General features: G+C 70.9%; 18 protein-coding genes. 15 read left to right on the top strand and 3 right to left on the bottom strand.

Features of this window, described 5'->3' with window-relative positions:
- Nucleotides 1-199 precede the first annotated feature (199 nt).
- Entirely contained in the window at nucleotides 200-1,732 is a 1,533-nt protein-coding gene (locus V5F67_RS15040; protein ID WP_394016995.1) for an acyl-CoA carboxylase subunit beta, read from the bottom strand.
- A 291-nt stretch (nucleotides 1,733-2,023) separates the two neighbouring features.
- Between V5F67_RS15040 and V5F67_RS15035 the strand changes: the two genes are divergently transcribed.
- From V5F67_RS15035 to prfB, 5 genes are all read left to right on the top strand, one after another.
- Complete coding sequence (locus V5F67_RS15035; RefSeq protein WP_394016996.1) at nucleotides 2,024-3,445, top strand: helix-turn-helix domain-containing protein; 1,422 nt, start codon at nucleotides 2,024-2,026, stop codon at nucleotides 3,443-3,445.
- Between the two features lie 114 nt (nucleotides 3,446-3,559).
- A complete protein-coding gene (locus V5F67_RS15030; protein WP_394016997.1) occupies nucleotides 3,560-5,161 on the top strand; it encodes an SH3 domain-containing protein in 1,602 nt (533 codons plus the stop codon).
- A 114-nt stretch (nucleotides 5,162-5,275) separates the two neighbouring features.
- The gene (locus V5F67_RS15025; protein ID WP_394016998.1) at nucleotides 5,276-6,643 is read left to right on the top strand and encodes a glutamate--tRNA ligase; all 1,368 of its coding nucleotides are present in this window, start codon (nucleotides 5,276-5,278) and stop codon (nucleotides 6,641-6,643) included.
- Nucleotides 6,644-7,015: 372 nt separating this feature from the next.
- A complete protein-coding gene (locus tag V5F67_RS15020) occupies nucleotides 7,016-9,565 on the top strand; it encodes an EAL domain-containing protein (protein ID WP_394016999.1) in 2,550 nt (849 codons plus the stop codon).
- Between the two features lie 77 nt (nucleotides 9,566-9,642).
- Nucleotides 9,643-10,773, top strand: a complete 1,131-nt coding sequence (prfB, locus tag V5F67_RS15015; protein ID WP_394017000.1) for a peptide chain release factor 2 — start codon at nucleotides 9,643-9,645, stop codon at nucleotides 10,771-10,773.
- Nucleotides 10,774-10,815: 42 nt separating this feature from the next.
- Here prfB and V5F67_RS15010 read toward each other — a convergent pair whose 3' ends face one another.
- On the bottom strand, nucleotides 10,816-11,592 hold the full coding sequence (locus V5F67_RS15010; protein ID WP_394017001.1) for a MarR family winged helix-turn-helix transcriptional regulator: 777 nt from the start codon (nucleotides 11,590-11,592) through the stop codon (nucleotides 10,816-10,818).
- A 402-nt stretch (nucleotides 11,593-11,994) separates the two neighbouring features.
- Here V5F67_RS15010 and V5F67_RS15005 point away from each other — a divergent pair, with 402 nt between their 5' ends.
- The 4 genes from V5F67_RS15005 to V5F67_RS14990 all read left to right on the top strand — a co-directional run bounded on the left by V5F67_RS15005 (nucleotide 11,995) and on the right by V5F67_RS14990 (nucleotide 16,084).
- On the top strand, nucleotides 11,995-12,540 hold the full coding sequence (locus V5F67_RS15005; protein WP_394017002.1) for a flavin reductase family protein: 546 nt from the start codon (nucleotides 11,995-11,997) through the stop codon (nucleotides 12,538-12,540).
- Between the two features lie 11 nt (nucleotides 12,541-12,551).
- Complete coding sequence (locus tag V5F67_RS15000) at nucleotides 12,552-14,039, top strand: 4-hydroxyphenylacetate 3-hydroxylase family protein (RefSeq protein WP_394017003.1); 1,488 nt, start codon at nucleotides 12,552-12,554, stop codon at nucleotides 14,037-14,039.
- 206 nt (nucleotides 14,040-14,245) lie between these two features.
- Complete coding sequence (locus tag V5F67_RS14995; RefSeq protein ID WP_394017004.1) at nucleotides 14,246-14,626, top strand: cupin; 381 nt, start codon at nucleotides 14,246-14,248, stop codon at nucleotides 14,624-14,626.
- 72 nt (nucleotides 14,627-14,698) lie between these two features.
- Nucleotides 14,699-16,084, top strand: coding sequence for an amidase (locus V5F67_RS14990; protein WP_394017005.1), 1,386 nt, complete (start codon nucleotides 14,699-14,701; stop codon nucleotides 16,082-16,084).
- Between the two features lie 3 nt (nucleotides 16,085-16,087).
- Here V5F67_RS14990 and V5F67_RS14985 read toward each other — a convergent pair whose 3' ends face one another.
- On the bottom strand, nucleotides 16,088-16,777 hold the full coding sequence (locus tag V5F67_RS14985) for a FadR/GntR family transcriptional regulator (RefSeq protein ID WP_394017006.1): 690 nt from the start codon (nucleotides 16,775-16,777) through the stop codon (nucleotides 16,088-16,090).
- 142 nt (nucleotides 16,778-16,919) lie between these two features.
- Here V5F67_RS14985 and V5F67_RS14980 point away from each other — a divergent pair, with 142 nt between their 5' ends.
- The 6 genes from V5F67_RS14980 to V5F67_RS14955 all read left to right on the top strand — a co-directional run bounded on the left by V5F67_RS14980 (nucleotide 16,920) and on the right by V5F67_RS14955 (nucleotide 25,831).
- Nucleotides 16,920-17,861 carry a fumarylacetoacetate hydrolase family protein gene (locus tag V5F67_RS14980; protein WP_394017007.1) on the top strand — a complete coding sequence of 314 codons (942 nt, stop codon included), beginning with the start codon at nucleotides 16,920-16,922 and terminating at the stop codon, nucleotides 17,859-17,861.
- Nucleotides 17,862-17,906: 45 nt separating this feature from the next.
- Nucleotides 17,907-18,308: a RidA family protein gene (locus V5F67_RS14975; RefSeq protein WP_394017008.1), complete on the top strand. Its 402-nt coding sequence runs from the start codon at nucleotides 17,907-17,909 to the stop codon at nucleotides 18,306-18,308.
- 29 nt (nucleotides 18,309-18,337) lie between these two features.
- Nucleotides 18,338-19,318 carry a Bug family tripartite tricarboxylate transporter substrate binding protein gene (locus V5F67_RS14970; RefSeq protein WP_394017009.1) on the top strand — a complete coding sequence of 327 codons (981 nt, stop codon included), beginning with the start codon at nucleotides 18,338-18,340 and terminating at the stop codon, nucleotides 19,316-19,318.
- A gap of 460 nt (nucleotides 19,319-19,778) precedes the next feature.
- A complete protein-coding gene (locus V5F67_RS14965) occupies nucleotides 19,779-20,618 on the top strand; it encodes an ImuA family protein (protein ID WP_394017010.1) in 840 nt (279 codons plus the stop codon).
- A complete protein-coding gene (locus tag V5F67_RS14960; RefSeq protein WP_394017011.1) occupies nucleotides 20,500-22,161 on the top strand; it encodes a DinB/UmuC family translesion DNA polymerase in 1,662 nt (553 codons plus the stop codon). Before V5F67_RS14965 ends, V5F67_RS14960 begins: the two co-directional genes overlap by 119 nt.
- 10 nt (nucleotides 22,162-22,171) lie before the next feature.
- On the top strand, nucleotides 22,172-25,831 hold the full coding sequence (locus V5F67_RS14955; protein WP_394017012.1) for an error-prone DNA polymerase: 3,660 nt from the start codon (nucleotides 22,172-22,174) through the stop codon (nucleotides 25,829-25,831).
- The last annotated feature ends 86 nt before the right edge of the window (nucleotides 25,832-25,917 follow it).

Below are 25,917 nucleotides of genomic sequence, written 5' to 3'. Positions count from 1 at the left end.
GGCGTTCGTTCCTTTGCGCCCGCGGCGCTGAAATCTGCTGAAGTCGCTGTTCCCCCTCCCCAGCCCTCCCCCGCAAGCGGGAGAGGGAGCCGTGTGGCGCCGGGAGGAGAAGCCCTCTCCCGCTTGCGGGGGAGGGGTGGGAGGGGGCGCCGCCCGGCAGGGCAGCGGGGGCTGCGGGTTGAGCCCGAACGGCCCCGCCTCACACCGGCATGTTGTCGTGCTTCCTGTGCGGCTGCTCGAGCTTCTTGGTGCGCAGCATGGCGAGCGCGCGGGCGAGGCGCCGGCGCGTCGAGTGGGGCATGATGACCTCGTCGATGAAGCCGCGCTCGGCGGCGACGAAGGGCGAGAGGAAGCGCTCCTCGTAATTCTTGGTGTGGGCGGCGATCTTCTCGGGATCGTTCATGTCCTGGCGGAAGATGATCTCCACCGCGCCCTTGGCGCCCATCACCGCGATCTGGGCGGTGGGCCAGGCATAGTTCACGTCCGCGCCCACATGCTTGGAGGCCATGACGTCATAGGCGCCGCCGAACGCCTTGCGGGTGATGACCGTGACCAGCGGCACGGTCGCCTGCGAGTAGGCGAACAGGAGCTTGGCGCCGTGCTTGATGAGGCCGCCATATTCCTGCGCGGTGCCGGGCAGGAAGCCGGGCACGTCGACGAAGGTGACGATCGGGATCTCGAAGGCGTCGCAGAAGCGCACGAAGCGCGCCGCCTTGCGGGAGGCGTCGCTGTCGAGCACGCCCGCCATCACCATGGGCTGGTTGGCGACGAAGCCCACCGTGCGCCCCTCGATGCGGCCGAAGCCGGTGACGATGTTCTTGGCGTAGGCCGCCTGGATCTCGAAGAAGTCGCTTTCGTCCACGACCTTCAGGATCAGCTCCTTGATGTCGTAGGGCTTGTTCGGGTTGTCGGGGATCAGCGTGTCGAGGCTCTCGTCCACCCGGCCCGGATCGTCGAAGGAGGGCCACTCGGGCACGCCCTCGAAATTGTTCGACGGCAGGAAGTCGATGAGGCGGCGGGCCTCCAGCAGCATCTCCACGTCGTTGTCATAGGCGCCGTCGGCGACCGACGACTTCGAGGTGTGGACCTTGGCGCCGCCCAGCTCCTCGGAGGTGACGGTCTCGTTGGTCACCGTCTTCACCACCTCGGGGCCGGTGACGAACATGTAGGAGGTGTCGCGCACCATGAAGATGAAGTCGGTCATGGCGGGCGAATAGACGTCGCCGCCGGCGCAGGGGCCCATGATGAGCGAGATCTGCGGGATCACGCCCGAGGAGGCGACGTTGCGCTTGAACACCTCGCCATAGCCGCCGAGCGCCGCGACGCCCTCCTGGATGCGGGCGCCGCCGGCATCGAACAGGCCGATGATCGGGGCGCGGGTCTTCAGCGCCATGTCCTGGATCTTGGTGATCTTGCGCGCGTGCTCCTCCGAGAGCGAGCCGCCGAACACCGTGAAGTCCTTTGCGAACACGAACACCTTGCGGCCGTTCACGGTGCCCCAGCCGGTGACCACGCCGTCGCCGGGGATCTTCTGGTCCTCCATGCCGAAATCGACGCAGCGGTGCTGCACGAAGGTGTCGTATTCCTCGAAGGTGCCGCGGTCGAGCAGGAGGTCGATGCGCTCGCGGGCCGTGAGCTTGCCGCGCTGGTGCTGCGCCGCGATGCGCTTCTCGCCGCCGCCGAGCCGGGCGACGCCGCGCCGGCTGTCGAGCTCCTCGAGCACTTCCTTCATGACGCCCACTCCCTTGGTGCGCGCGACCGGGATCGCGAATGTAGCCTGTTGCGCCGCCAGGGAAGGATGCTGCGTCGCAGCATGATCGAAACGCTGGCGGAAGCTGGCTCTCTGTGTCGCTAACAAGAAGCGGGGGCTGCTTGAATATGTAAAAGTTCTGTGTTGTTGATTGTGAAGTTTTTACAAATCGTGGTCCCAGGCCGGATCGGGCTACTGACCTTGCGGCATGTTTCGTCCGGCGTGCCGGGATCAGGAGCGAGAGGCCGGAAGCGAAAGTGAAGGAGGCCGGCCATGCGTCAGAAGGTCTATGCCGGCCACGCGGTGCGGCGGCTGCGGGAAAAGCTCGGGCTCAAGCAGAGCGAGCTGGCGCAGCGGCTCGCCGTCTCGGCCTCCTACATCAACCAGATCGAGAGCAACCAGCGCCCGCTCACCGCCTCGGTGCTGATCGCCATCTCCCGCACCTTCGACGTCGACATCACCTCCTTCGGCGCCGAGGACCTCGACCGCCTGGTCGCCGACCTGCGGGAGGCGGCGGCCGATCCCCTGTTCCGCGACCTCGATCTCGGCCTCCAGGACGTGAAGGCGGTGGCGAACCTCTCGCCCGCCTTCGCCCATGCCTTCCTGCGCATGCACGTGGCGCTCCGGCGCACCGCCGAATGGCGCGCCTCGCTCGACGACATGCTGAGCGCCGGCATCGCCCCCGGCGACGAGGCCAAGCTCGTGCCCTACGAGGAGGTGCGGGACTATTTCCACTACGTGGACAATTACGTCGACAGCCTCGACCGCGCCGCCGAGGCGGCGGCGCTCACCCTCGGCATCCTGGAAGGGGTGCCGCCCGAGGCGGCATTCACCGCCCACCTCGCGGCGCGCCACAAGGTGAGCGTGGAGACCGGCCACGCCGATCCCGCCGAACCCATGTCGAGCTTCGATCCCAGGACCCGGCGCCTGGTGCTGTCCGGCACGCTGACGCCGCCCTCGCGCGCGTTCCGCCTCGCCGCCACCATCGCCCAGCTGGAGCATGCCGAGCTGGTGGCCTCCACCGTCGCCTCGGCGCGCTTCCGCGGCCAGACCGCGGCGGAGATCTGCAAGCTCGCGCTCTACAATTATTTCGCCGGGGCGCTGATGCTGCCCTATCGCCGCTTCCTGGACCTTGCCCGCGCGCGCCGGCACGATCTCGACCGGCTGGTGCTGGAGAGCGGGGCGAGCCTGGAGCAGGTGTTCCACCGCCTCTCCACATTGCAGCGGCCGGGGGCGAAGGGGGTGCCCTTCTATTTCGCCAAGGTGGACCGGGCCGGCAACATCACCAAGCGCCACTCGGCGACGCGCTTCCAGTTCGCGCGCCACGGCGGCGCCTGCGCCGCCTGGAACGTGCACGAGGCCTTCGAGATGGCGGGCCGCACCCTGGTGCAAGTGGGCGAGATGCCGGACGGGGTGCGCTACATCTGCCTCGCCCGCTCGGTGTCGGCGCCGGCGGCGCGGCACGGCCAGCCGGCGCGCGCCTATGCGCTGGGGCTCGGCTGCGAGGCCTCCTTCGCCCACGACATCGTCTATGCGGACGGGCTCGACCTGAAGGCGGCGCCGGTGGCCAAGCTCGGCGTCTCCTGCCGCATCTGCCCGCGCCGCGACTGCGACCTGCGCGCCTTCCCGCCGCTCGACCGGGACATCCGCATCGACGAAAATGTGCGGGACGTGGTCCCGTTCACGTTCTCATGACGCAATTAGGTCAATCTCCCGCTCGGTAAAAGCCGCGCTTGCGCATAGGAAACGCCACGAGGTGCTTGCTACACTTCGTTTTATCGGCTCGGGCGGAGTCGAAGGGAGCAGTCCATGAGGATATGGAGCACGGTCGGCCTCGTTGCCGGCCTGTTGGCGGCGGCCTCCAGCATCGCCGTAGCGGCGCCGGGGTTCACGACGGCCAACGTCAACATGAGGACCGGGCCTGACACCGAGTTCCAGAGCATCGGCGTGATCCCGGAAGGGACGCCCGTCGACATCGAGGGCTGCCTCGACGACCAGTCCTGGTGCGACGTGCTCTGGGGCGATTACCGCGGCTGGGTGTTCGCGGAATATCTCGGCTTCCAGCAGCAGGTGCAGAACGAGGTGGTGACCTCGCTCCTGCCCGACGTGGCGCTGGCGGCGGTGGGCATTCCGGTGGTGGCGTTCGCGGTGAACGACTACTGGAACCGCTATTATGTCGGCCTGCCCTGGTATGCCGACCGCTATCGCTGGAACAACTATGTCTGGCGGCCGCGTCCCGGCTGGCCGGTGCCGCCTCCCGGCGTGCGCCCGCCCGGCTGGTGGCGTCCCGGCTATGCGCCCCCGCCCGGCATGCGCCCGCCGCCGGCTCCCGGCTGGCGTCCCGGTCCCGGCTGGGGATATCCCGGCGGTCCGGGCCGGCCCGGCGGTCCTGGTGGTCCCGGCTGGGGCCCTGGCGGTCCTGGCGGTCCCGGGGGTCCGGGAATGCCCGGCGGACCGGGTCGTCCCGGTGGTCCCGGTGGTCCTGGTGGTCCCGGCTGGGGACCCGGTGGCCCTGGCGGTCCCGGCGGACCGGGTGGTCCTGGCGGACCGGGTGGTCCCGGCATGCCTGGTGGTCCTGGCGGTCCCGGCCGTCCCGGTGGACCTGGCGCGCCCGGGGTGACGCCTGGTGGTCCTGGCGGACCCGGTGGTCCCGGCATGCCTGGTGGTCCTGGTGGTCCCGGCCGTCCCGGTGGCCCTGGCGCGCCCGGCGTGACGCCCGGTGGTCCTGGCGGACCGGGTGGTCCCGGCATGCCTGGTGGTCCTGGGGGTCCCGGCCGTCCCGGTGGCCCTGGCGCGCCCGGCGTGACGCCCGGTGGTCCTGGCGGACCGGGTGGTCCCGGCATGCCTGGTGGTCCTGGCGGTCCCGGTCGTCCCGGCGGCCCTGGCGCGCCCGGCGTGACGCCCGGTGGCCCTGGCGGTCCCGGCGGACCGGGCACGCCCGGTGGTCCTGGCGGCGCCGGTCGTCCCGGTGGTCCCGGCGCGCCGGGCGCGATACCCGGTGGTCCTGGTGGTGGCGGTCTCACCCCGCAGCAGCAGTACCAGCGCCAGATCCAGCAGCAGCGCCAGCAACTGCAGCAGCAGCAATTCCAGCAGCGGCAGCAGCTCCAGCAACAGCAGCAACAGCGGTTGCCGCAGCAACGGTTGCCGCAGCAGCAGAACCCGCAGGTTCAGCAGAACCATCAGCGTCTGCAGCAGCAACAGAACCAGCAGCGTCAGCAACTGCAGCAACAACAGCGCCAGCAGCTGCAGCAACAGCAACAGCAGCAGCGGCAGAACCAGCAGAACCAGCAGTTGCGTCAGCAGCAGATGCAGCAGCAGCGCCAGCAGCCGCAGCGCCAGCAGCAGCCGCAGAACCAGCAGCGCCAGCGCCAGAACTGCCAGGGGCCGAACTGCCCGCCGCAGCGGCCCTGACGCCGGCTTCACCCCCTCCGGCGGACGGGCTTGCCCGCCCGCCGGGGCTTCCGAAGGCCGGCCCTGCGCCGGCGGCCATCGACGAACGGCGCGCGCCGGTTTATGGCGGACGCCATGTCTGACGCCTCCCCGCCGGTCCTGCGCTTCGCGCCGTCCCCCACCGGCCTGCTCCATGTGGGCAATGCCCGCACCGCGCTCCTGAACGCGCTCATCGCCCGGCGCCGCGGCGGCACCTTCATCCTGCGCCTCGACGACACCGACGCCGCGCGCTCGCGCGCCGAATTCGCCGACGCCATCGCCGCGGATCTGGCGTGGCTCGGCATCCCGCCCGACCTCCGCGTGCGCCAGTCCGACCGTCTCGCGCTTTATGCCGACGCCGCCGGCCGCCTGACGGCGGCGGGGCGCCTCTATGCCTGCTACGAGAGCGAGGAGGAGCTGGACCTCAAGCGCAAGCTCCAGCGCGCGCGCGGCCTACCGCCGGTCTATGACCGCGCCGCTTTGCGCCTCACCGAGGCCGAGCGCGCGCGCTATGCCGCCGAGGGACGGGCGCCGCACTGGCGCTTCCTGCTGAGCCAGCGCGAGGTGGCCTGGAACGACGGCGTGCGCGGGCCGCAACAGGTGGACACAGCGAGCCTGTCCGATCCGGTTCTCGTGCGCGCCGACGGCTCCTTCCTCTACACGCTGCCCTCGGTGGTGGACGACATGGCGCTCGGCGTCACCCAGGTGGTGCGCGGCGAGGACCACGTCACCAACACCGCGGTGCAGATCGAGATCATCGAAGCGCTGGGCGGCACGCCGCCTCTGTTCGCGCACCACAATCTGCTGACGCTGCCGAGCGGGGAGGGGCTCTCAAAGCGCCTCGGTCACCTGTCGCTTTCGGCGCTGCGCGCGGAGGGGATCGAGGCGCTCGCGGTCGCGGCGGCGGCGGTGCTGGTGGGCACCGCCCGCCCGGTGCAGCCCGTGGCGAGCCTCGACGACCTCGCTGCCTTGGTGGACCTGTCCGATATCTCGCGTGCGCCGGCCCGCTTCGATCCGCAGGATCTGGCGAGCCTCAGCGCCCGCACGCTCCATCTGATGCCGTTTGCGGTAGCGCGGCGGCGCCTCCTCGCGCAGGGCATCGACGCCGGCGAGGCCTTCTGGCTGGCGGTTCGCGGCAACCTGTTGCGGTTCGAGGATGCGGCGCACTGGTGGCGCGTGTGCTGCGCGCCGCTCGCGGCCACGGCCGCCGCCGCGCCAGAGGACGTGGCCTTTCTCGCCGCCGCCGCCGCCGCGCTGCCGGCAGAGCCATGGGATGGCTCAACCTATGGTTCATGGATCGCCGCCATCAAGGCCACGAGCGGGCGCAGCGGCAAGGCTCTGTTCCACCCGTTGCGGCGGGCGCTCACCGGCGAGGACAGGGGGCCGGAACTGGCGGGATTGCTGCCGCTGATGGGGCGGGCCCGGGTGGATGCGCGGTTGCGAGGTATGCAAGAACCGCTATAGAAAGCCGGAGTGGAGGGGGTTGTCCTCAGCAGGTTACCGCGCCAGGATGTCGCGCGTCTCTTGGTAGATCATGTTGCGTTGATAAAACTAGAAGTTGCTCGATCTGGCCGTGCCGTTTGCGGTGCTGGGCGCGCGCGGACCCCATAAAGGGTGCGCAGGCACTCCGGTAGCTTGAGTATCCGGACTTTGCCGGCTGCCAATGCTTGACCCGACCAAGCGTGAGCGCAACCATTCCTTGACTTTCACCGGCGATAAGGAAGGATCAACGGTAATATCCAATGCTGGAGCGCGGGAGGATTTCGTGCTTCCTGGGGCTCCGGAACTCTGGGCTCTGGCGCAGTGAGAGGCCTGGGGACATTGGAGTGGGTGGGCATGGTTGAGCAGACCGGCGATCTCTCCTGGGCGGCGCTCAACCAGGCCATCGATGCCGTGATCTTTATCGACCAGGCGAACTGTATCACTTATTTCAACCCGGCCGCGGAACGCTTGTTCGGCTACGCGCGCGCCGAGGTTCTCGGCCGCAACGTGCGTTGCCTCGTGCCGCTCGAGCTGCGCGAGCCCCACGACGACTTCATCGATGCGCACCGCGTGACCGGGCAGGACAAGATCGTCGGCACGAGCCGCGAAGTGGCGATCGAGCACAAGGATGGCTCGCGCCTGTGGGGCATGCTCTCGCTCAGCCGCGCCCAGGTGGGCGATGCCGTGAACTATGCCGCCTTCATCCGCAACGTGACCGACGAGGTGGCGCGCCGCGCCGAGCTCTATATCCTGTCGCTGGTGGCCAACGAGACCGACCGGGTGGTGCTGGTCACCGATGGCCAGTTGCGCATCATCTACGTCAACCGCGCCTTCACCCAGCTGTTCGGCTACAGCCGAGACGAGATCGCCGGGCAGAGCCCGCTGGCGTTCCTCGTCGGCAAGTATGGCGACGCAGCGATCGAGAACCGCCTGCGCCAGAAAGTGCGCGAGCGGGTCCCGTTCTCGGAGGAACTGCTCTGCCGCAGCAAGGCGGACCGGCAGGTCTGGGTATCCGCCGCCATCAGCCCGGTCTACGATCGCGAGCGCAACGAACTCGGGAATATCGTCGCCGTGCTCACGGACATCACCGAGAGCAAGCAAATCGATACGCTGCAGCGGGAGGTGCTCGCGGCGGTGACGGCCGACGTGCCCCTGACCCATGTGGCCGAGCTGATCTGCCGGAAGGTGGAGGCGATCCTGCCGGGCGTCATCTGCTCGATCATCGCGGTGAGCAAGGACGGCCGCCTGCATCCGCTCGCCGCGCCCAGCCTGCCCGAGGACTATGCGGAGGCCCTTGAAGGCCTGCCCATCGGCCCGGGCGTGGGCTCGTGCGGCACCGCCGCCTTCCGTGGCGAGCCGGTGGTGGTCACCGACATCGCCACCAGCCCGCTCTGGGCGCCCTTCCGTCATCTTCCGCTACCGCCCGATCTGGTGGCGTGCTGGTCGATCCCGGTGAAGAATCGCACCGGGCAGGTGGCGGGCACCTTCGCCCTCTATTTCCGCGAGCGCCGCGCCCCCGGCCCCTGGCACGAGCACATCATGGAGCGCTGCGTGCCCCTGTGCGCGCTGGCGCTGGAGCGCAGCGAGGCCGAGGACCAGATCGCCCGCCTGTCCTCGCTCGACGCGCTGACCGGCCTGCCGAACCGCAGCCGCCTGCTGGAGACCCTCGCCTCCACCATGGCCGAGGTCGGCGAGACCGGCGAGACGGTGGTGTGCCTGATCCTCGACGTGGACCACTTCAAGGACGTCAACGACACGCTCGGCCACTCCACCGGCGACCAGATCCTGCTGGAGTTCGCGCGCCGCCTCACGGTGCAGCTGCGCGGGGCGGACATGGTGGCGCGCATCGGCGGCGACGAGTTCGCGGTGCTGCTGCGCGGCTGCGCGGCGGAGGAGGCGGCCCTTATCGCCGAGCGGCTCCTGGAGGTGCTGTCGATGGCGCCGGTGGCGGTGCAGGGCCTGCACCTCACCATGAGCGCCAGCATCGGCATCGCCATCTACCCGCTCCACGCCACCGACGCCGAGACCGTGCTCAAGCATGCGGATGCCGCGCTCTACGAGGCCAAGCGCGACGGGCGGGGCAAGTTCCACTTCTTCACCGAGGACCTCAACCTCAAGGCGCAGAGCCGGCTCGTGCTCGGCGTGGCGCTGCGCGAGGCGATCATCCACCGCCAGCTGCGCCTCGTGTTCCAGCCCCAGGTGTCGATCAAGAGCGGCGCGCTCCACGGCGTCGAGGCGCTGACGCGGTGGAGCGATCCGGTGCACGGGGAGGTGCCGGCGCCGCGCTTCATCGCGCTGGCGGAGGAGTACGGACTGATCGAGAGCATCGACCACTGGGCCATCGAGGAGGCGTGCCGCCTGATCCCCCGGTGGCGCGCTCTCGGCCTGGACGTGCCCCACGTGTCGGTGAACGTGTCGCCGGTGAGCTTCCGTTCCAACGCGGTGCTGGAGGTGATCGCCAAGGCGCTGGAGGTCAACGGCCTTCAGCCCGCCGATCTGCGGGTGGAGATCACCGAGCGGGTGATGATGGACCAGCATCCCAACTCGCTGAACACCGCACGCGCCATCGAGGCCATGGGCGTGCACCTCGCCATGGACGATTTCGGCACCGGCTATTCGAGCCTCTCCTCGCTGGCCCAGCTGCCCATCGCCGAACTGAAGATCGACCGCTCCTTCATGCTGTCGCTGGAGGAGGACGCCAACGCCCAGGCGCTCGCCACGGCGGTGATCCGCATCGGCCACAGCCTCGGCATGACGGTGGTGGCCGAGGGCGTGGAGACGAAGGCCCAGCTCGATCTTCTGGGACAGCTGAACTGCCACGCCGCCCAGGGCTTCCTGTTCGCGCGCCCGCTGGAGGTGCCCGAATTCGAGGCGTGGCTGCGCCAGTGGCCTGCCCCCCACTGAGCCGACCCGCGCCCGGCGTTTACACCCGCGCCCCCCGCCGCTATTTTCCGCGGCCCTCAGCCGGAGAATGATTTGCCATGCGCGCGGAACTCGCCGCGAAGGTCGACGAGATCAAAGCCTCTTTGGACCTGCTGCGGTCCCACCTGGACGTGGACCGCGCGCGCCGGCGCCTGGCCGAGCTCAACGCCATGGTCGAGGACCCCACCCTGTGGGACGATCCCGAGCGCGCCCAGAAGATCATGCAGGAGCGCACCACGCTGGAGGACGGGCTCGGCGCGGTGGACCGCATCGCCCGCGAGCTCGGCGACCATGTGGAGCTGATCGAGCTTGGCGAGGCGGAAGGCGACGAGGGCGTCATCGCCGAGGCGGCTTCGGCGCTCGATGCCATGAAGGCCGAGCTGGCGCGGCGCGAGCTCGAATCGCTGCTCTCCGGCGAGGCCGACTCGAACGACACCTACCTGGAGGTGCATGCGGGCGCCGGCGGCACCGACAGCCAGGACTGGGCCGAGATGCTGCTGCGCATGTACACGCGCTGGGCCGAGCGCCACGGCTTCAAGGTGGAACTGGTGGATGAGAGCCAGGGCGAGCAGGCGGGCCTGAAGTCCGCCACCGTGCTGGTGAAGGGCCACAACGCCTATGGCTGGCTGAAGACGGAAGCCGGCGTGCACCGCCTGGTGCGCATCTCGCCGTTCGATTCCAACGCCCGGCGCCAGACCTCGTTCGCCTCGGTGGACGTCTATCCGGTGATCGACGACCGCATCGTGGTGGAGATCAACGAAAGCGACGTGCGGGTGGACACCATGCGCTCCGGCGGCGCCGGCGGCCAGCACGTGAACAAGACGGAATCGGCGGTGCGCCTCACCCACATCCCCACCGGCATCGCCGTGGTGAGCCAGGGCGACCGCTCCCAGCACAAGAACCGCGCCACCGCCTGGAACATGCTGCGCGCCAAGCTCTACGAGATGGAGCTGAAGAAGCGCGAGGCGGAGGCCGCTGCCGAGCAGGCGGCGCGCACCGACATCGGCTGGGGCCATCAGATCCGCTCCTACGTGCTCCAGCCCTACCAGCTGGTGAAGGACCTGCGCACCGGCGTCACCTCGGGCACCCCGCAGGAGGTGCTGGACGGCGATCTCGATCCCTTCATGCAGGCGGCGCTGGCCCAGCGTGCCTATGGCGGCGGGCCGGAGAGCGTCGACGACGTGGACTGAGGACGGCGCCAGGAGACGCGCCGCGCCCTCTCCCCGCTGGCCTCAGTCGCCGGAGCGCAGGCGCCCCTCGGGCGGGCGGGGCGCGGCGGCGAGGCGCTTGGCGCTGTCCAGCGTGCCGTCGGGCGCCAACGCCTCGATGATGCGCAAGGTGGGATCGCCGGTCCGCGAGAGCTTGGCGATGATCGCGCGCAGGCTCTTGAATTCCTTGGCGGAGAGCGGCTCGAACAGGGCGTCGTTGGCCGGGCACTGAACCAGCACCAGCTCGGCGAGCAGCCGCTCCGCCTGCGGCGTCGCCACCAGCACCACCCGCCGGCGGTCGTCCGGATTGGTGGTCTTCGCCACCAGGCCCGCTGCCACCAGCTTGTTCACCTCGATGGTCACGAACGCGCCCGACAGGTGCAGGTGCTCGGCCAGCTGGTTGACGCCCAGCTCCGGAGTCTCCCGGCTGAGCCGGGTGATGGAGGTGAGGATGGTGTACTGGGTGCCGGAGAGGCCGATCAGCCCGCCGAGCCGGTTGCGCACCTCGACGATGGCCGAGGCGAAGGCCAGCATGTCGTGCACCAGGCCGCGGAACTCGGTGTCGGACCCGTCCACCAGCAGCGAGGGCCGCGAGGCCGTCAGCGGCAAGATCGGCTGCGCGGGCGCCGGCGGCACGGGCGCGCGCGGCGGCCGGGCATCGGTGGGCAGCGGCATGGGCGGCAGCGAGGCCGATGCCATCGGGCGCCGCGGAGCGGCGGCATCCGGCCCCTCGGGCGGCTGGTGCGACCGCCTTTCCGTCGGCGCGGGGGTGGGCGGCTTGGGCGGCAGGTTGGGCGGCATGAACTCGGCTCCGTCGGCGGCGCGATGATGCGAACGCCCGCCGGGTTCGCGCTTTCTTCAACAAGGGGCAGGGGGGAGTCGGCCTGATTCCCCCTCCTGTCCCAAGATCAAATTTTGAGCCGCGAGCGGGCGTCGGCCCGATCGGTCCGCGTGCGCGAGCCGATCGGTGCTTGCCCCGGCGGGCCGGAATCAGGTCCCGGCGCCCTGAGGGCGCGACCCCGGCAAACTGGATCGATCCGAGCCGTCGATCGCCCTCCGGCACCAGCAGAGAGAACGCGTTGCCCGCCCGTTTTGCGGCGCGGGCAGAGCGGCGCGAGCCCTGAAGTCATAAGGAAAGGTCCGGCTTGACGTCCATCGATTTCCGAAATATCTTTGTCACAAAGCTAATTTTGGTTCACGACCATGAAACGCCAAACCGCAGCGGAAATCGATCCTCCCTTCGACCCATTGGCGCTACGCCGGGTGCTCGGCCACTTCGCCACCGGCGTCGCCGTGGTCACCGCCGACGGCGGGGCGGCCGGCATGGTCGGCATGACCATGAGCTCCTTCAACTCGGTCTCCCTCGACCCGCCGCTGGTCCTGTTCTCGGTGGCGCGATCGGCCCTGTCGCTCCCCGCGCTGCGCGGAGCCGAGGGCTACGGCATCTCCATCCTCGGCCGCCACCAGGAGCACCTGTCCAACCGCTTCGCCCGTCCGCTTCAGGACAAGTGGGGCGGGGTGGAGGTGCGCCGGGGCGAGGGCCGGGTGCCGCTCATCGCGGGGGCGCTCGCCCACCTCGAATGCGTCCCCTACGCCTGCCACGAGGGCGGCGACCACGAGGTGTTCATCGCCCGCGTTCTGCGTTTCTCCGCCGCCGAAGGCGGCGACCCCCTGATCTTCTTCGGCGGCCGCTACCATGCCCTCGCTTCCGGCGAGGCCGAGCGCGGCCAGGCCTCCCCCACCTCCTAGGGACTGCTCCCATGATCAAGACCGGTGCCGAGCACATCGCCAGCCTCAAGGACGGGCGCGAGATCTTCCTCGACGGGGAGATCGTCAAGGATGCCACAACCCACCCCGCCTACCGCCGCGCGGTGGCCTCGGTGGGGCAGATGTTCGACTTCCACAGCGCCCCGGAGAACCGGGAGCTGATGACCTTCGAGACCGACACCGGCACGCGGGCGAACCGCATCTGGCAGCTGCCGGCCTCCTATGAGGAGCTGGTGACGCGCCGCAAGGGCCTGGAGGCCTGGACCGAGCTGCATGCCGGCTTCCTCGGCCGCGCCCCGGACCACGTCGCCTCCTGCATCGCCGGCATGTATATGGGCCTGCCGGCGTTCGAGGCCTACGATCCGGCCCGCGCCAAGGCGCTCGCGGACTATTACCGCTACGCCCGCGACAACGACCTCTATCTCACCTACGTCATCATCAACCCGCAGGCGGACCGCTCCAAGAGCGCGGCGCAGCAGCAGGACCCGTTCCTCTCCGCCGCCATCGTCGACCGCGACGCCGAGGGCATCACGGTGCGGGGCGCCAAGATGCTGGCCACCGGCGGCATCATGGCCAACGAGGTGTTCGTCACCTGCATCCAGCCGCTGCAGCCCGGTGACGAGGCGCACGCGCTCTCCTTCGCCATCCCCATGAACGCGAAGGGGCTGAAGATCCTCTCGCGCAAGTCCTACGAGGCGGGCGCGCCGTCCGTGTTCGACAACCCGCTGTCGAGCCGCTACGACGAGAACGACGCGGTGCTCTATTTCGACGACGTGAAGGTGCCGTGGGACCGGGTATTCATCGTCGACAGCATCGCGATGACGGCCGGGCAGTTCCACGCCACGCCGGCGCACGTCTACCAGAACTACCAGGCGCAGATCCGCCTCAAGGTGAAGATCAAGTTCCTGCTCGCCATCGCCAAGCGCACCTGCGAGATCAACGGCACCACCAACTTCCCCCAGGTGCGCGAGACGCTCGGCCAGCTCGCCGCCGAGGCGGCCATGGTGGACGCCTTCGTCGCCGCCATGGAGGCGAAGGGCTCCATGGTCGGCCCCTATTTCATCCCCGACCGCCACACCCTCTATGCGGCGCAGACCCTGGCCCAGCAGCTTTATCCGCGCTTCATCACCGCGCTGCGGGACCTGGCCGGCGGCGGCATGATCATGCTGCCCTCCTCGGTGCACGACTACGAGAATGCCGAGCTCGCCGGCCTGATCGGCAAGACCCAGCAGTCGCCCGCGGCCAACGCCGAGGAGAAGGTGAAGTTCTACAAGCTCGCCTGGGACGCGGTGGGCTCCGAGTTCGCCTCGCGCCACACCCAGTACGAGATGTTCTATGCCGGGGCGGGCTTCGTGGTGAAGGGCCACTCCTTCCGCACCTATGACTGGGACGGGGCGGGCGCGCTGCTCGACCGCATGCTCGGCTCCTATTCGCTCGCCGACGAGGTCAAGGCGCCGAGCCCCGCCCGCGCCGCCGAGTGAGAGAATGGCGCGCCGGCGATGGGATGATGCCGGTCGCCAAATGTGAAACCACCGTCATCCCCCAGCTTGTCCGGGGGATCCGCGTCAGGCCGGGATGGCGCCCGCTTTTCCGGGCGCAGGGCGAACATCGGAGTGGATGCCCCGGACAAGCCGGGGCATGACGGCCTTGAAACAATTCGACAGCCTTCAGAGAGGACGACCACCAGATGGCCATCAACAAGCTTCACGACGAGTTCCGCGCGGTCGACTTCTCCACCGGCTGGGAGGTGCCTCCCGGCTATCCCGAGGGCATCAAGCAGAAGATCCTCTCCGGCGCCCTCGACGAGGTGAACAAGAAGGGCTCGCGCACGCGCATTCTCAAGTTCGATCCCGGCGTGTGGACCACCAAGCCGTTCGTGCACGAATACTGGGAAGAGGTGTTCCTGTTCTCCGGCGACCTCACGGTCGGCAATGACGAGAACGGCAATGGCGGCGAGGCCTTCAAGCCCTACACCTACGCCGTGCGCCCGCCGGGCGTCTATCACGGGCCGTTCAAGTCCGAGACCGGCGCCATGATGCTCGAGATCCATTACTTCGATCCGGCCTGACGGGGCTCGCCCCGCCCATCGTCCTCCTTCAGCCCGCCCGGACCTCCGGGCGGGCGCAGCCGTTCCGGTCCCATGCCCGCTTCCGCCTCCTCATCCTCCTCCCTTCCTGCCCGTCCTACCCTCGCCGAGATCGCCGCCGCCCTGGAAACGGGCCGTGTGACATCGCGCCAGCTGGTCGAGGACTGCCTCGCGCGCATCGACGACCCGCAGGGGGAAGGCCCGCGCGCCTTCAGCCTCGTGGATCGCGAAGGGGCGCTTCAGGCGGCGGATGCCCAGGACGCCCTGCGCCGGGCCGGGGCCGCGCTTTCGCCCTTCGCCGGCATCCCCATCGGCGTGAAGGACCTGTTCGACATCAAGGGCCAGGTGACCACCGCCGGCTCGAAGGTGCTGGCCGGCAACGCGCCGGCGAGGGCGGACGCGATCACGGTGGCGCGCCTGCGCCGGGCCGGCTTCGTGGTCATCGGCCGCAACACCATGACCGAGTTCGCCTATTCCGGCCTCGGCATGAACCCGCACACGGGCGATCCCAAGGCGCCGTTCGAGCGCGCCGTCGGGCGCGTCTCCGGCGGCTCCACCTCGGGCGGCGCGGTGGCGGTGGCGGACGGCATGGTCCACGCCGCGCTCGGCACCGACACCGGCGGCTCGTGCCGCATCCCGGCCGCCTTCTGCGGCCTCACCGGCTACAAGCCCACCGCCGACCGCATCTCCAAGGACGGGGCGTTCCCGCTCTCCGGCACGCTCGATTCCATCGGCTCCATCGCCCGCTCGGTGGCCTGCTGCGCGGCGCTCGACGCCATCCTCGCCGGCGCGGAGCCGGAAGCCCTCGCGCCGCGGCCGGTGGCGGGGCTGCGGCTGCTCGTGCCGCAGACCGTGGCCTTCGACGAGATCGAGGACGCGGTCGCCGCGGCTTTCGAGGCGGCCCTGGCGCGGCTTGAAGCGGCGGGCGCGCGCATCACGCGGGCGCCGTTCCCGGAGTTCGGCGAGATCGCCGGCCTGAACGCCAAGGGCGGCTTCACGGCGGCGGAGAGCTTCGCCGTCCACCGCGCGCTCCTGGCGGAAAAGGAAGCCGAATACGATCCGCGTGTCTCGGTGCGCATCAAGCGCGGCGCCGGCCAGAGCGCGGCCGACTATCTCGACCTTGTCGCTGCCCGCCGCGATCTCGTGGACCGCGCCCGCGCGCGCCTTGCGCCCTACGACGCGCTGGCGCTGCCCACGACGCCGATCCTGCCGCCGCGCATCGCCGACCTCGCCAGCGACGACGACGCCTATGGCCGCGTGAACCTGCTGGCGCTGCGCAACCCGACCCTCATCAACATGATCGACGGCTGCGCCATCTCGCTGCCGCTGAACGGCCCGGGCGGCGCCCCGGCGGGCCTGATGCTGGCCGGCGTTCCCGGCGGGGACGCGGCGCTGCTTGCGCTTGCCGCCGGTGTCGAGGCGCGTGCTCTAGCGGATTGAGCCTCACACCGGGAACAGGTTTCGCCGCACGCCCGTCATGTGGCGTAGCATGGCCTCGCGGGCTGCCGCCTGGTCGTGGTCGCGGATCGCCTCGAACACGTCGCGGTGCTCCACCAGCACGTCCGCCTTGCGGCCCGGCGCGTCGAGATTGCGGCGCAGCTTCAGCGCGCGCCATTCGCCGCTGGCCCTTAGCCCGCAGATGAGGTCGTAAGCGGCGATCAGCAGGCCGTTATGGGTGGCGGAGGCGATGGCCGCATGGAAGCCGTGGTCCGCCTCCTCGAAGGCGTCCACGTCGCTCGCCGCCGCGCACTTTGCCAACCAGCCCTCGATCTGCTGGAGATCGGCCGGCGTCGCATTGGCCACCGCCACCGCCGCGAGCTGCGGCTCCATGACGATCCGTGCCTCCAACAGCTGGTGCAGGCTTACGCCGGTGAGGAGCGCCGAGGCGCCTGCGCGTTCCGCCACATAGGTGCCGGAACCCACCTTGCGCGTCACGTGGCCCTCCACCTCCAGAGCGGCCAGCTCCTTGCGCACCGCCGCGCGGGACAGGCCGAGCTGGGCCGCGAGCGTGCGCTCGGTGGGCAGCTTCGCGCCCTTGGGCAGCGTGCCATCGGAGATCGCGGCGAGGATGAGATCACGGATCGGCCTCGATCCGCGGGGAGGGTGGATGGCGTCGAGCATTTGGGCGACCATTTTCCGCCGGGTGCCGCAACTTATCCAGGGGACTGATTTGACGCAAGCGACTTGACAAGTGGTCCAGGCGGAGGGTTCGATTGGGCGATCAAATATGGCTATTTTTGTCAAAATGGTCGCCCAATAATCCGAGGAGATGTTCATGAGGCTCGCCACCTTCCGCCCGCCCGGCGCAGACGGCTCTCCGGGGGAGACCGCCTGGGGCCTCGTTCTGGGCGAGGAGGTGGTGGACGTGTCGCGCGCCACCGCCGGAACTGCGGACGCGGACCGGTTCGCGCCCACGCTGAAGGCGCAGATCGCCCGCTTCGGCACCGATACCGGCGCGCTCGCCGATCTCGCCGCCGCGCTCGTGCGCGATTCCGGCCTCGCGCCGGAGGCGCGGCACAGGCTCGATGCCGTCGCCTTGCTGCCGCCGCTGCTCGATCCCGGGAAGGTCATCTGCGTCGGCAAGAACAATCGCACGCACCTGGAAGAGCTGAAGCGCAACCAGCTCATCACCGAGATGCCCGACGAGCCCACCGGCTTCGTGAAGCTCAATGCCTGCCTTGTGGGCCAGGACGCCAATGTGGAGCGCCCCGAGGGCATCGTCGAGTTCGACTACGAGCCGGAGCTCGCCTTCGTCATCGCCCGCCGCGCCCACAAGGTGCGCAAGGAGAAGGCGATGGACTACGTGTTCGCCATCAGCCTCCTCAACGATCTCACCGCGCGCGAGGTCCAGCGCCGCGAGGTGCGCTCCGGCACCCGCTTCTGGACCGCCAAGAACATGCCCGGCTTCGGGCCGTTCGGGCCGTTCCTGGTGACGCTCGACGAGAGCGGCGACCCGGAAGACATGTGGATCAGCTGCGCGGTGAACGGTCGCGCGCGGCTGCGCTTCCACACCGGCGACCAGATCTTCCAGATCCCCGACATCATCGCCCACTTCTCGCGCCATGTGGTGCTGGAGCCGGGCGACGTGTTCACCACCGGCTCGCCCCACGGCGTCGCGGTCGGCCAGCCCAATGCCAGCGAGCTGTTCCTGCGCCCCGGCGACCGCGTCGAGGTCGTTGCCGAAGGGCTCATGACGTTGCGCACGTCCATCGTGTGAGCTCACGCCCCGGATTCAAGACTTAAAGGCATGCAGGAGAAGAAGATGGCCAGCAAGATCACCCGCGGAAACCCAAAAAACCTCGCCAATGTGAGGTCGACCATCTACCACCATTATATCCGCATCGATAATCCGCAGTCCCTCATCTTCCTGTCGGGCCAGCTCTCGCGTGACGCGGAGGGCAGGCTGGTGGGGCCGGGCGACATGGCGGAGCAGACTCGCCAGGCGATCCGCAACATGGACCTCATCATGCGCGAGGCCGGCGGCACGCTGGAGGATATCGTCTCCATTGTCGTCTACACGACCGATATCCGCCAGTTCAAGGAAATCGTCGCCGCGCGGATGGAGTTCTTCAAGGACAAGCTGCCGACGAGCACCATTGTCGAGGTCAATCATCTGGCAGATCCGGGCCTCTTGATCGAGTTCCAGGCCACCGCCGTGCTGTGAATGCTTCCATGAAGAAGGGGAACGATAAGATGATTCTAAGCCGACAATCCATATTGACCCTGGCGTGCGCCGGGGCTCTTCTCGCGCCGCTGGCGGCGCCCGCCGCCGCGGCGGACTACCCGACCCAGACCGTGACCGTGGTGGTGCCGTTCTCGCCCGGCGGCGGCACCGACCTGCTCGGCCGGCTGATCGCCCAGGACCTGCAGAAGCGCCTCGGTCAGACCTTCGTGGTGGAGAACAGGCCCGGCGCCGCCGGCACCACCGGAGCCGCCGCCGTCAGCCGCTCGGCGCCGGACGGCTACCGCCTGCTGATGGCGGCCACCGGAGCGCTGGCGCCGTCCCCCACCGCCGCCTCCGCCTCCTATGACGTGAAGGCGCAGTTCTCGCCCGTCGCGCTGGCTGCGGCGCCGCCTTACCTGCTGGTGGTGAATGCCGACTTCCCGGCCAATTCCGTGGAGGAGCTGATCGTGCGCGCCAAGGACAAGCCGGAGAGCGTCGCCTTCGCCTCGTCCGGCACCGGGGCGGCGTCCCATCTCGCGGCTTTGCTGTTCGAGGCGAAGACCGGCACCAAGCTGCTGCACGTGCCCTACAAGGGCGTGGGGCCGGCCATCACCGACGTGGTGAGCGGGCAGGTGACGGCCATGTTCGCGCCACCGCCGGCGGCGCTGCCGCACGTGAAGGCGGGCAGGCTCAAGGTGCTGGGCGTCACCTCCGCCGCGCGCTCGGAGCTGTTCCCGGACTATCCCACCGTGGCCGAGGCGGGGGTGCCGGGCTACGAGGCGGTCGGCTGGTTCGGCCTGTTCGGCCCCGCCGGAATGGACCCGGCCATCGTCGACCGGCTCAACAAGGAGGTGATCGCGCTTTTGGGAACGCCGGAGATGAAGACCCAGCTCGCCAATATGGGGGCGGTGCCCAACACCATGTCGCCCGCGGCCTTCGCCACCTTCATCGACGAGGACACCACCAAGTGGGCGCAGCTGATGCGCGCCGCCGGCATCGAGCTGAAGTAGCTCGGCGGCCGGGCCCCGCCGGCTGCTGTCGGCGGGGTCTCGCGCGCGCCCGCCTGCGCAGCGGCAATCTCCCCAAGGGAGAGCGGGCCGCCGTATTCTTTGGCCTGCAAACGCACCCCGCCCCCACCGCGCGCTGCCCCCGTTGACTCCGGTCCGGAAAGCGCTTTTCATAAGAACAAAATAGGAACATAAAATGTCTGCGCAGCCCGAGAGGGCGTTCGCGCCGCGGCGGAGCCTTGCTGCGGCGCCGGGCGCGCTCGCTTTTCCATCGGCCGGCAACCCGCCGGACGGAGCGCTTCGGCGGACGCCTCCGGCGGCCAGCGCGGCGCCCGTGCGGGAGGGTTTGGCCCGTGCCATCGGGACGCCGAGCTCGCCAGTCGGCGCCCCGCCGCTCGCGGCCGGCGCGCCCGACGCCGCCCTGGCCCCGCCTGGAGACCTGCCGCCGGCCGTTTCGGAGGCCGTGCCGTCTTCTTCCCTCCGGGAGCGGACCGGGAGCGGGGCGAGCGTCCGGCCCGCGCGCGACCCTGCGACCCTCGATGCCCTGCGCGCCTTGGTGCGCGGTCCTGCCCGCATGCGGGCGCCGGCCGGCCGCCTTCCCCTCGGCGCGCCTCTGGATGCGGCGCTGGGCGGCGGGCTGGCGCGCGGCGCGCTGCATGAGATGCATTGTGGCGCGCCGGGCGCCCACGGGGTCCTGCTCGGCCTTGCCGCCGCCATCGCCGCCGGCGCGCGCGGGCCGGTGCTGTGGGTGCGCCAGGACCTGAGCGTGCGCGAAGGCGGGCGGCTCCATGCCCTGGGCTGCGCCGAGCTCGGGCTCGATCCCGGCCGCCTGGTGCTGGTGGAGGCGGCGGACGCGGCCGGCGTGCTGCGCGCCGCCGAGGACGGGCTGCGCCATGGGGGGGCGGGCGTGGTGATCGCCGAGCCCTGGGGCGCGGCGCGGGTGCTCGATCTCACCGCCACCCGCCGCCTGGCGCTGCGCGCCGCCGAGCGCGGGGCGCTGGCGCTGCTGCTGCGGCCGGGGGCGGAGCCCGAGCCCTCGGCGGCGGCGACGCGCTGGCTGGCGGCGGCGGCGGCGGGCTCGGCCGCGCCGCTGACTTTCGGCCTCGGCGCGCCCGCCTTCGCCCTGGAGCTGGCGCGCAACCGTTTCGGTCCCACCGGGCGGTGGATTGTGGAGTTCGATGCCCATGCCCGACGTTTCGATACCCTCGCGCCCGGCGCGGCGCCTGCTCGCCGTGTTCCTGCCGCGCCTTGCCACCGACCGGCTGGCGATCACGGCGCGCCGGCGCGGCGCGCGGCCTCCTGATGCGCCGCTGGTGGTGGTGCGTCCCATCGCCAACGCGCCGCGCCTCGTGGCCATGGACGAGACCGCCGAGCGGCTCGGCCTGACGGCCGGCCTGCCGCTCGCCGACGCGCGCGCCCGCGTGCCCCATCTCGCGGTGGCCGAGGACGATCCGGCGGCGGACGCGGCGCTGCTCGCCGCGCTCGCCTCCTGGTGCGAGCGCTGGACGCCCTTCGTCGCCCTCTGCGGACCAAGCGAGGCGGAGCCGGGCGGTCCGGGATCGCGTGATCTGGTGTTGGACATCACCGGCTGCGCCCATCTGTTCGGCGGCGAGGCGGCGATGCTTCAGGAGGTCCTGGAGCGCATCCATGGCCTGGGCCTCGCCGCCGCCGGGGCGGTGGCGGCGACCGCGCGCGCGGCCCGCACGCTCGCCCGCTGGCGGCCCGGCGCGCGGCCGGCGGCGGGGGAGGCGCAGGCGCTCACCGACCCGCTCTCCGTCGCCGCCCTGGAACTGCCGGAGGCGACGGCGCGTGCCCTGGTGGGCCTCGGGCTGACGACGCTCAAGGCGGTGCGGGCACAGCCCCGCGCGGCGCTCGCGGCCCGCTTCGGGGAGGCGCTGACGGGGCGGCTCGACGAACTGGCGGAGCTTGCCGACCCACCCGTCTCGCCGCTCAGGCCGGTGCCGCTCTCCCTCGCGGAGCGCCGCTTCGCCGAGCCCATGGCCGACATGGAGGCGGCGCTGAAGGTGCTGGGAGACCTTGCCCGCGAGCTGTGCCTTCTCCTGGAGAAGCGGGGCCGCGGCGCCCGGCGCCTGGAGGCCGCCTTCTTCCGCAGCGACGGCGTGGTGCGCCGCATTCCTGCCGCCACCGCCCGGCCGGTCCGCGATCCCGCGCGCCTGGCGGGCCTGTTCCGGGAGAAGCTGGCGGCGCTCGCCGATCCGCTCGATCCCGGCTTCGGCTTCGACGTGCTGCGCCTCGCGCTGCTCGACAGCGAGCCGCTGGCCGCGCGCCAAGAGGGCTTCGACGCCGGCGGGGAAGCGCAGGACGCCGTCTGGCTGGCCGCGCAGATGGACGCCCTGGTGGACATTCTCTCCGCCCGCCTCGGGGCGCACCGGGTGATGCGCTTTGCCGCCCACGACACCCACATTCCCGAGGCCGCCGCGCGCCTGCGCCCGGCGCTCGCCGGTGCCGCTACGGGACTGGCGGAGCCGGACTGGCCCGCGCCGCTGCCGCCGGGGTTGCCGGCGGCGCGCCCGCTCACCTTGTTCGAGCGGCCCGAGCCGGTGGAGGCGCTGGCCGAGGTGCCGGACGGCCCGCCCTTGCGCTTCCGCTGGCGCCGGGCGCTGCACGAGGTGGCGCGCGCCGAGGGGCCGGAGCGCATCGCCCCCGAATGGTGGCAGAAAGACGAGCAGAGGGACGGGCAGGGGGAGGCAGGAGAGCGCGCCCTCACGCGCGATTATTTCCGGGTGGAGGACACCGGCGGCCGGCGCTTCTGGCTCTATCGCGAAGGCCTCTACGGGCGCGAGGCGGCGCGGCCGCGCTGGTTCCTCCACGGCCTGTTCGCGTGAGCGCGCCCGCATGAGCGAAAACCCCGGCTACGCGGAGCTTTGCGCCGCCTCGCACTTCTCCTTCCTGCGCGGCGCCTCGGCCCCCGCCGAGCTCGTGGCGACGGCGCTGGCGCTCGGGCATTGCGGCCTCGGCATCGCCGACCGCAATTCGGTGGCGGGCGTGGTGCGCGCCTTCGCGGCGCTGCGGGCCTTGCGCGAGGGCGCGGCGCCGGTGCGCAAGGTGCGCCACGGCTCCTCGCCCGGCGAGGTGGAGGCCGAGCCGGCCTTGCCCGAGGGGCCGTCCCATGCGGAGCTGTGCCGGCGGGCGCAGGGCTTCAGGCTCGCCGTGGGCGCGCGCCTCGCCTTTGGCGACGGCACGCCGGATATCGTCGCCTATCCCCGGCACCGGGCGGGCTGGGGGGCGCTCTGCCGCCTCCTCACCACCGGCAACCGGCGGGCGCCGAAGGGGGAGTGCGCTCTCGCCCTCGACGACCTTCTCGGCGCGGGAGAGGGCCTGCTCCTCACCGTGCTGCCGGAGCGCGACCTCGCGCCGCTCGCCGGCCTCCTGCCGCGTCTCGCCGCGGCGGCGCCGGGCGCGGTCTGGCTCGGCGCCGCCCTTCACCTGCGGGGCGACGACCGGCGCCGGCTCGCCGCGCTGAAGACGGTGGCGGAAGCCGCCCGGGTGCCGCTGCTGGCGGTCAACGACGTGCTTTATGCAGCCCCCGAGGAGCGCGATCTGCAGGATGTCGTCACCTGCGTGCGCGAGGGCGTCGCCATCGCCCAGGCCGGCCGGCGCCTCCAGGCGAACGCCGAGCGCCACCTGAAATCGGCGGCCGAGATGGCGCGCCTGTTCCGCGACGCGCCGCAGGCGCTGGCGGAGACCGGCCGCCTGCTGGCGCAGGTGGAGTTCTGCCTCGGCGAGCTGAAGTACGACTATCCCGACGAGCCGGTGCCCGAGGGCTGGAGCGCGCAGGACTGGCTCGCCGCCGAGGCGTGGCGGGGGGCGGCGAAGCGCTACCCGAAAGGGGTGCCGGGCCATGTGGCGAGCCTCGTCACGGCCGAGCTCGCGCTCATCGCCAAGCTCGATTACGCGCGCTATTTCCTCACCATCCTCGATATCGTGCGGTTCGCGGAAGGGGCGGGCATCCTGTGCCAGGGGCGCGGCTCGGCGGCCAATTCCGCCGTCTGCTTCGTGCTCGGCATCACCGCGGTCGACCCGGCCGAGAACGACGTGCTGTTCGCACGCTTCATCTCCGAGGAGCGGCGCGAGCCGCCCGACATCGACGTCGACTTCGAGCACGAGCGGCGCGAGGAGGTGATCCAGTACATCTACGGCAAATACGGCCGCCACCGCGCCGGCATCGCCGCGACCGTGATCTCCTACCGGCCGCGGAGTGCCATCCGCGACGTGGGCAAGGCCCTGGGCCTCACCGAGGACATCACCGCCCGCATCGCCTCCACCCAGTGGGGCAGCTATGGCGACGCCATCCCCGACAGCCACATCGTCGAGGCCGGGCTCGACCCTTCCAACCCTCTGATCCGCCGCGCGGTGCATTTCGCCACCCGCCTGCTGGGCGCGCCGCGTCACCTCTCCCAGCACGTGGGCGGCTTCATCCTCACCCGCGGTCGGCTCGACGAGACCGTGCCCATCGGCAACGCCGCCATGGCGGAGCGCACCTTCATCGAATGGGACAAGGACGACATCGACACGCTCGGCCTGCTCAAGGTGGACGTGCTGGCGCTCGGCATGCTCACCTGCATCCGCAAGGCGTTCGACCTCATGAAGGAACATGAGGGCATCGCCTATGGCCTCGCCGACGTCCCGCAGAACGATGCTGCGGTCTACGACATGCTGTGCCGGGGCGATTCCATCGGCGTGTTCCAGGTGGAGAGCCGGGCGCAGATGAACATGCTGCCGCGCCTGAAGCCCCGCACCTTCTACGACCTCGTGATCCAGGTGGCGATCGTGCGCCCCGGCCCGATCCAGGGCGACATGGTGCATCCCTATCTGCGGCGCCGGGCGGGCAGGGAGCAGGTGGACTATCCCGCCCCGTCGCCGGAGCACGGGCCGCCGGACGAGCTTCATCAGGTGCTGCACAAGACCATGGGCGTGCCGCTGTTCCAGGAGCAGGCCATGCGCCTCGCCATGGTGGCGGCGCGGTTCTCGGACGTGGAGGCGAACGCGCTCCGGCGCGCCATGGCCACGTTCCGCAACCTCGGCACCATCCATGAGTTCGAAAGCCTGATGGTGGGGCGCATGGTGGCGCGCGGCTACACCGAGGACTTCGCGCGGCGCTGCTTCGAGCAGATCAAGGGCTTCGGCAGCTACGGCTTCCCGGAGAGCCACGCCGCCTCGTTCGCCAAGCTGGTCTACGTCTCGGCCTACATCAAGTGCCACCACCCGGCGGTGTTCGCCTGTGCGCTGCTGAACAGCCAGCCCATGGGCTTCTACGCCCCGGCGCAGATCGTGCGCGATGCGCGCGAGCACGGGGTGAAGGTGCTCCCGATCGATGTCGCGCGCAGCCGATGGGACAATATCCTGGAGCGGGGCGCGGACGGCGCGCCGGCGCTGCGCCTGGGGTTGCGCCAGATCGACGGCTTCCAGGAGGCCTGGGCCGACCGTATCGCCGCCGTCCGGGCAGAGGCAGCGGGAGCGGGAGGAGGAAACGAGGGAGCGGGAGCCGACCCTTCCTCCAATGCCTCCCCTCCTTTCGTGGCCTCCCCTCCCCCTTGTGGGGAGGGGCAGGGGAGGGGGGGGCCGGACGCCAGCGGCCCGTCCGCCGCCGCCGCGCCGCTTTTCCCCCTTGCGCGCGACCCCCACCGCTCGCGCGACCCCCACCCCCTCGCCCCTCCCCACAAGGGGGAGGGGAGCCGCGCCGCTCGGACGGGGGAGGAGAGCCTCGCCGCTCAGGCGGAGGGGGGAAGGCATGGGGAGCACAAGGATGCGCGGCGTGACGGCCCGGCACGCCTGGAGCGCTTCGCCCGCCGCGCGGCGCTGCCGGCGCGCGCGCTGGCGCTGCTCGCCGAGGCCGATGCCTTCCGCTCGCTCGGCCTCGACCGCCGTGCCGCCGCCTGGGTGGTGCGGGGCCTACCGGACGACGCGCCGCTGCCGCTGTTCGCCGCGGCGGACGCGCGCGAGACCGGGACGGAGGGGCCGCCGACGCTCCCCGCCATGTCGCTCGGCGAGCACGTGGTGGAGGACTATCGCAGTGCCCGCCTGTCGCTGAAGGCCCATCCCATGGCGCTGCTGCGCCCGCTCCATGACCGCGACAAGGTGCTGACCTGCGCCGGGACCTCGGCGCTGCGCGACGGCGCCTTCGCGCGCACGGCTGGGGTGGTGCTGGTGCGCCAGCGGCCGGGCAACGGCAAGGCGATCTTCATCACGCTCGAGGACGAGACCGGGATCACCAACGTGGTGCTGTGGGCGCGCACCTTCGAGCGCTTCCGCCGCGAGGTGATGGGCGCGCGCCTCCTCCTGGTGGAAGGGCTGGTGCAGAAGAGCGAGGAGGGGGTGGTCCACCTCATGGCGCGACGCCTCTTCGACCGCAGCGCCGACCTTGCGCATCTGGGCGCGCCCCCCCCGCCGGTGATGGAGACTGCCCGCGCCGACGAGGCGCGGCGCCCGCCCGCCGCCCGCGCCGGTCACCCGCGCGCGGTGCGCATCCTGCCCAAGTCGCGGGATTTCCACTAGAGCACGCGCCGATCAGCCTGCATCGCAGGCTGATCGGATCACGCGTTCTCTATCAACAGGTTAGAGGGCGATTCACCGATCAAATT

It is taken from the genome of Xanthobacter pseudotagetidis (assembly GCF_043194795.2).
GTDB lineage: Bacteria > Pseudomonadota > Alphaproteobacteria > Rhizobiales > Xanthobacteraceae > Xanthobacter > Xanthobacter tagetidis_A.
This window is presented reverse-complemented; position numbering and strand designations above follow the sequence as displayed.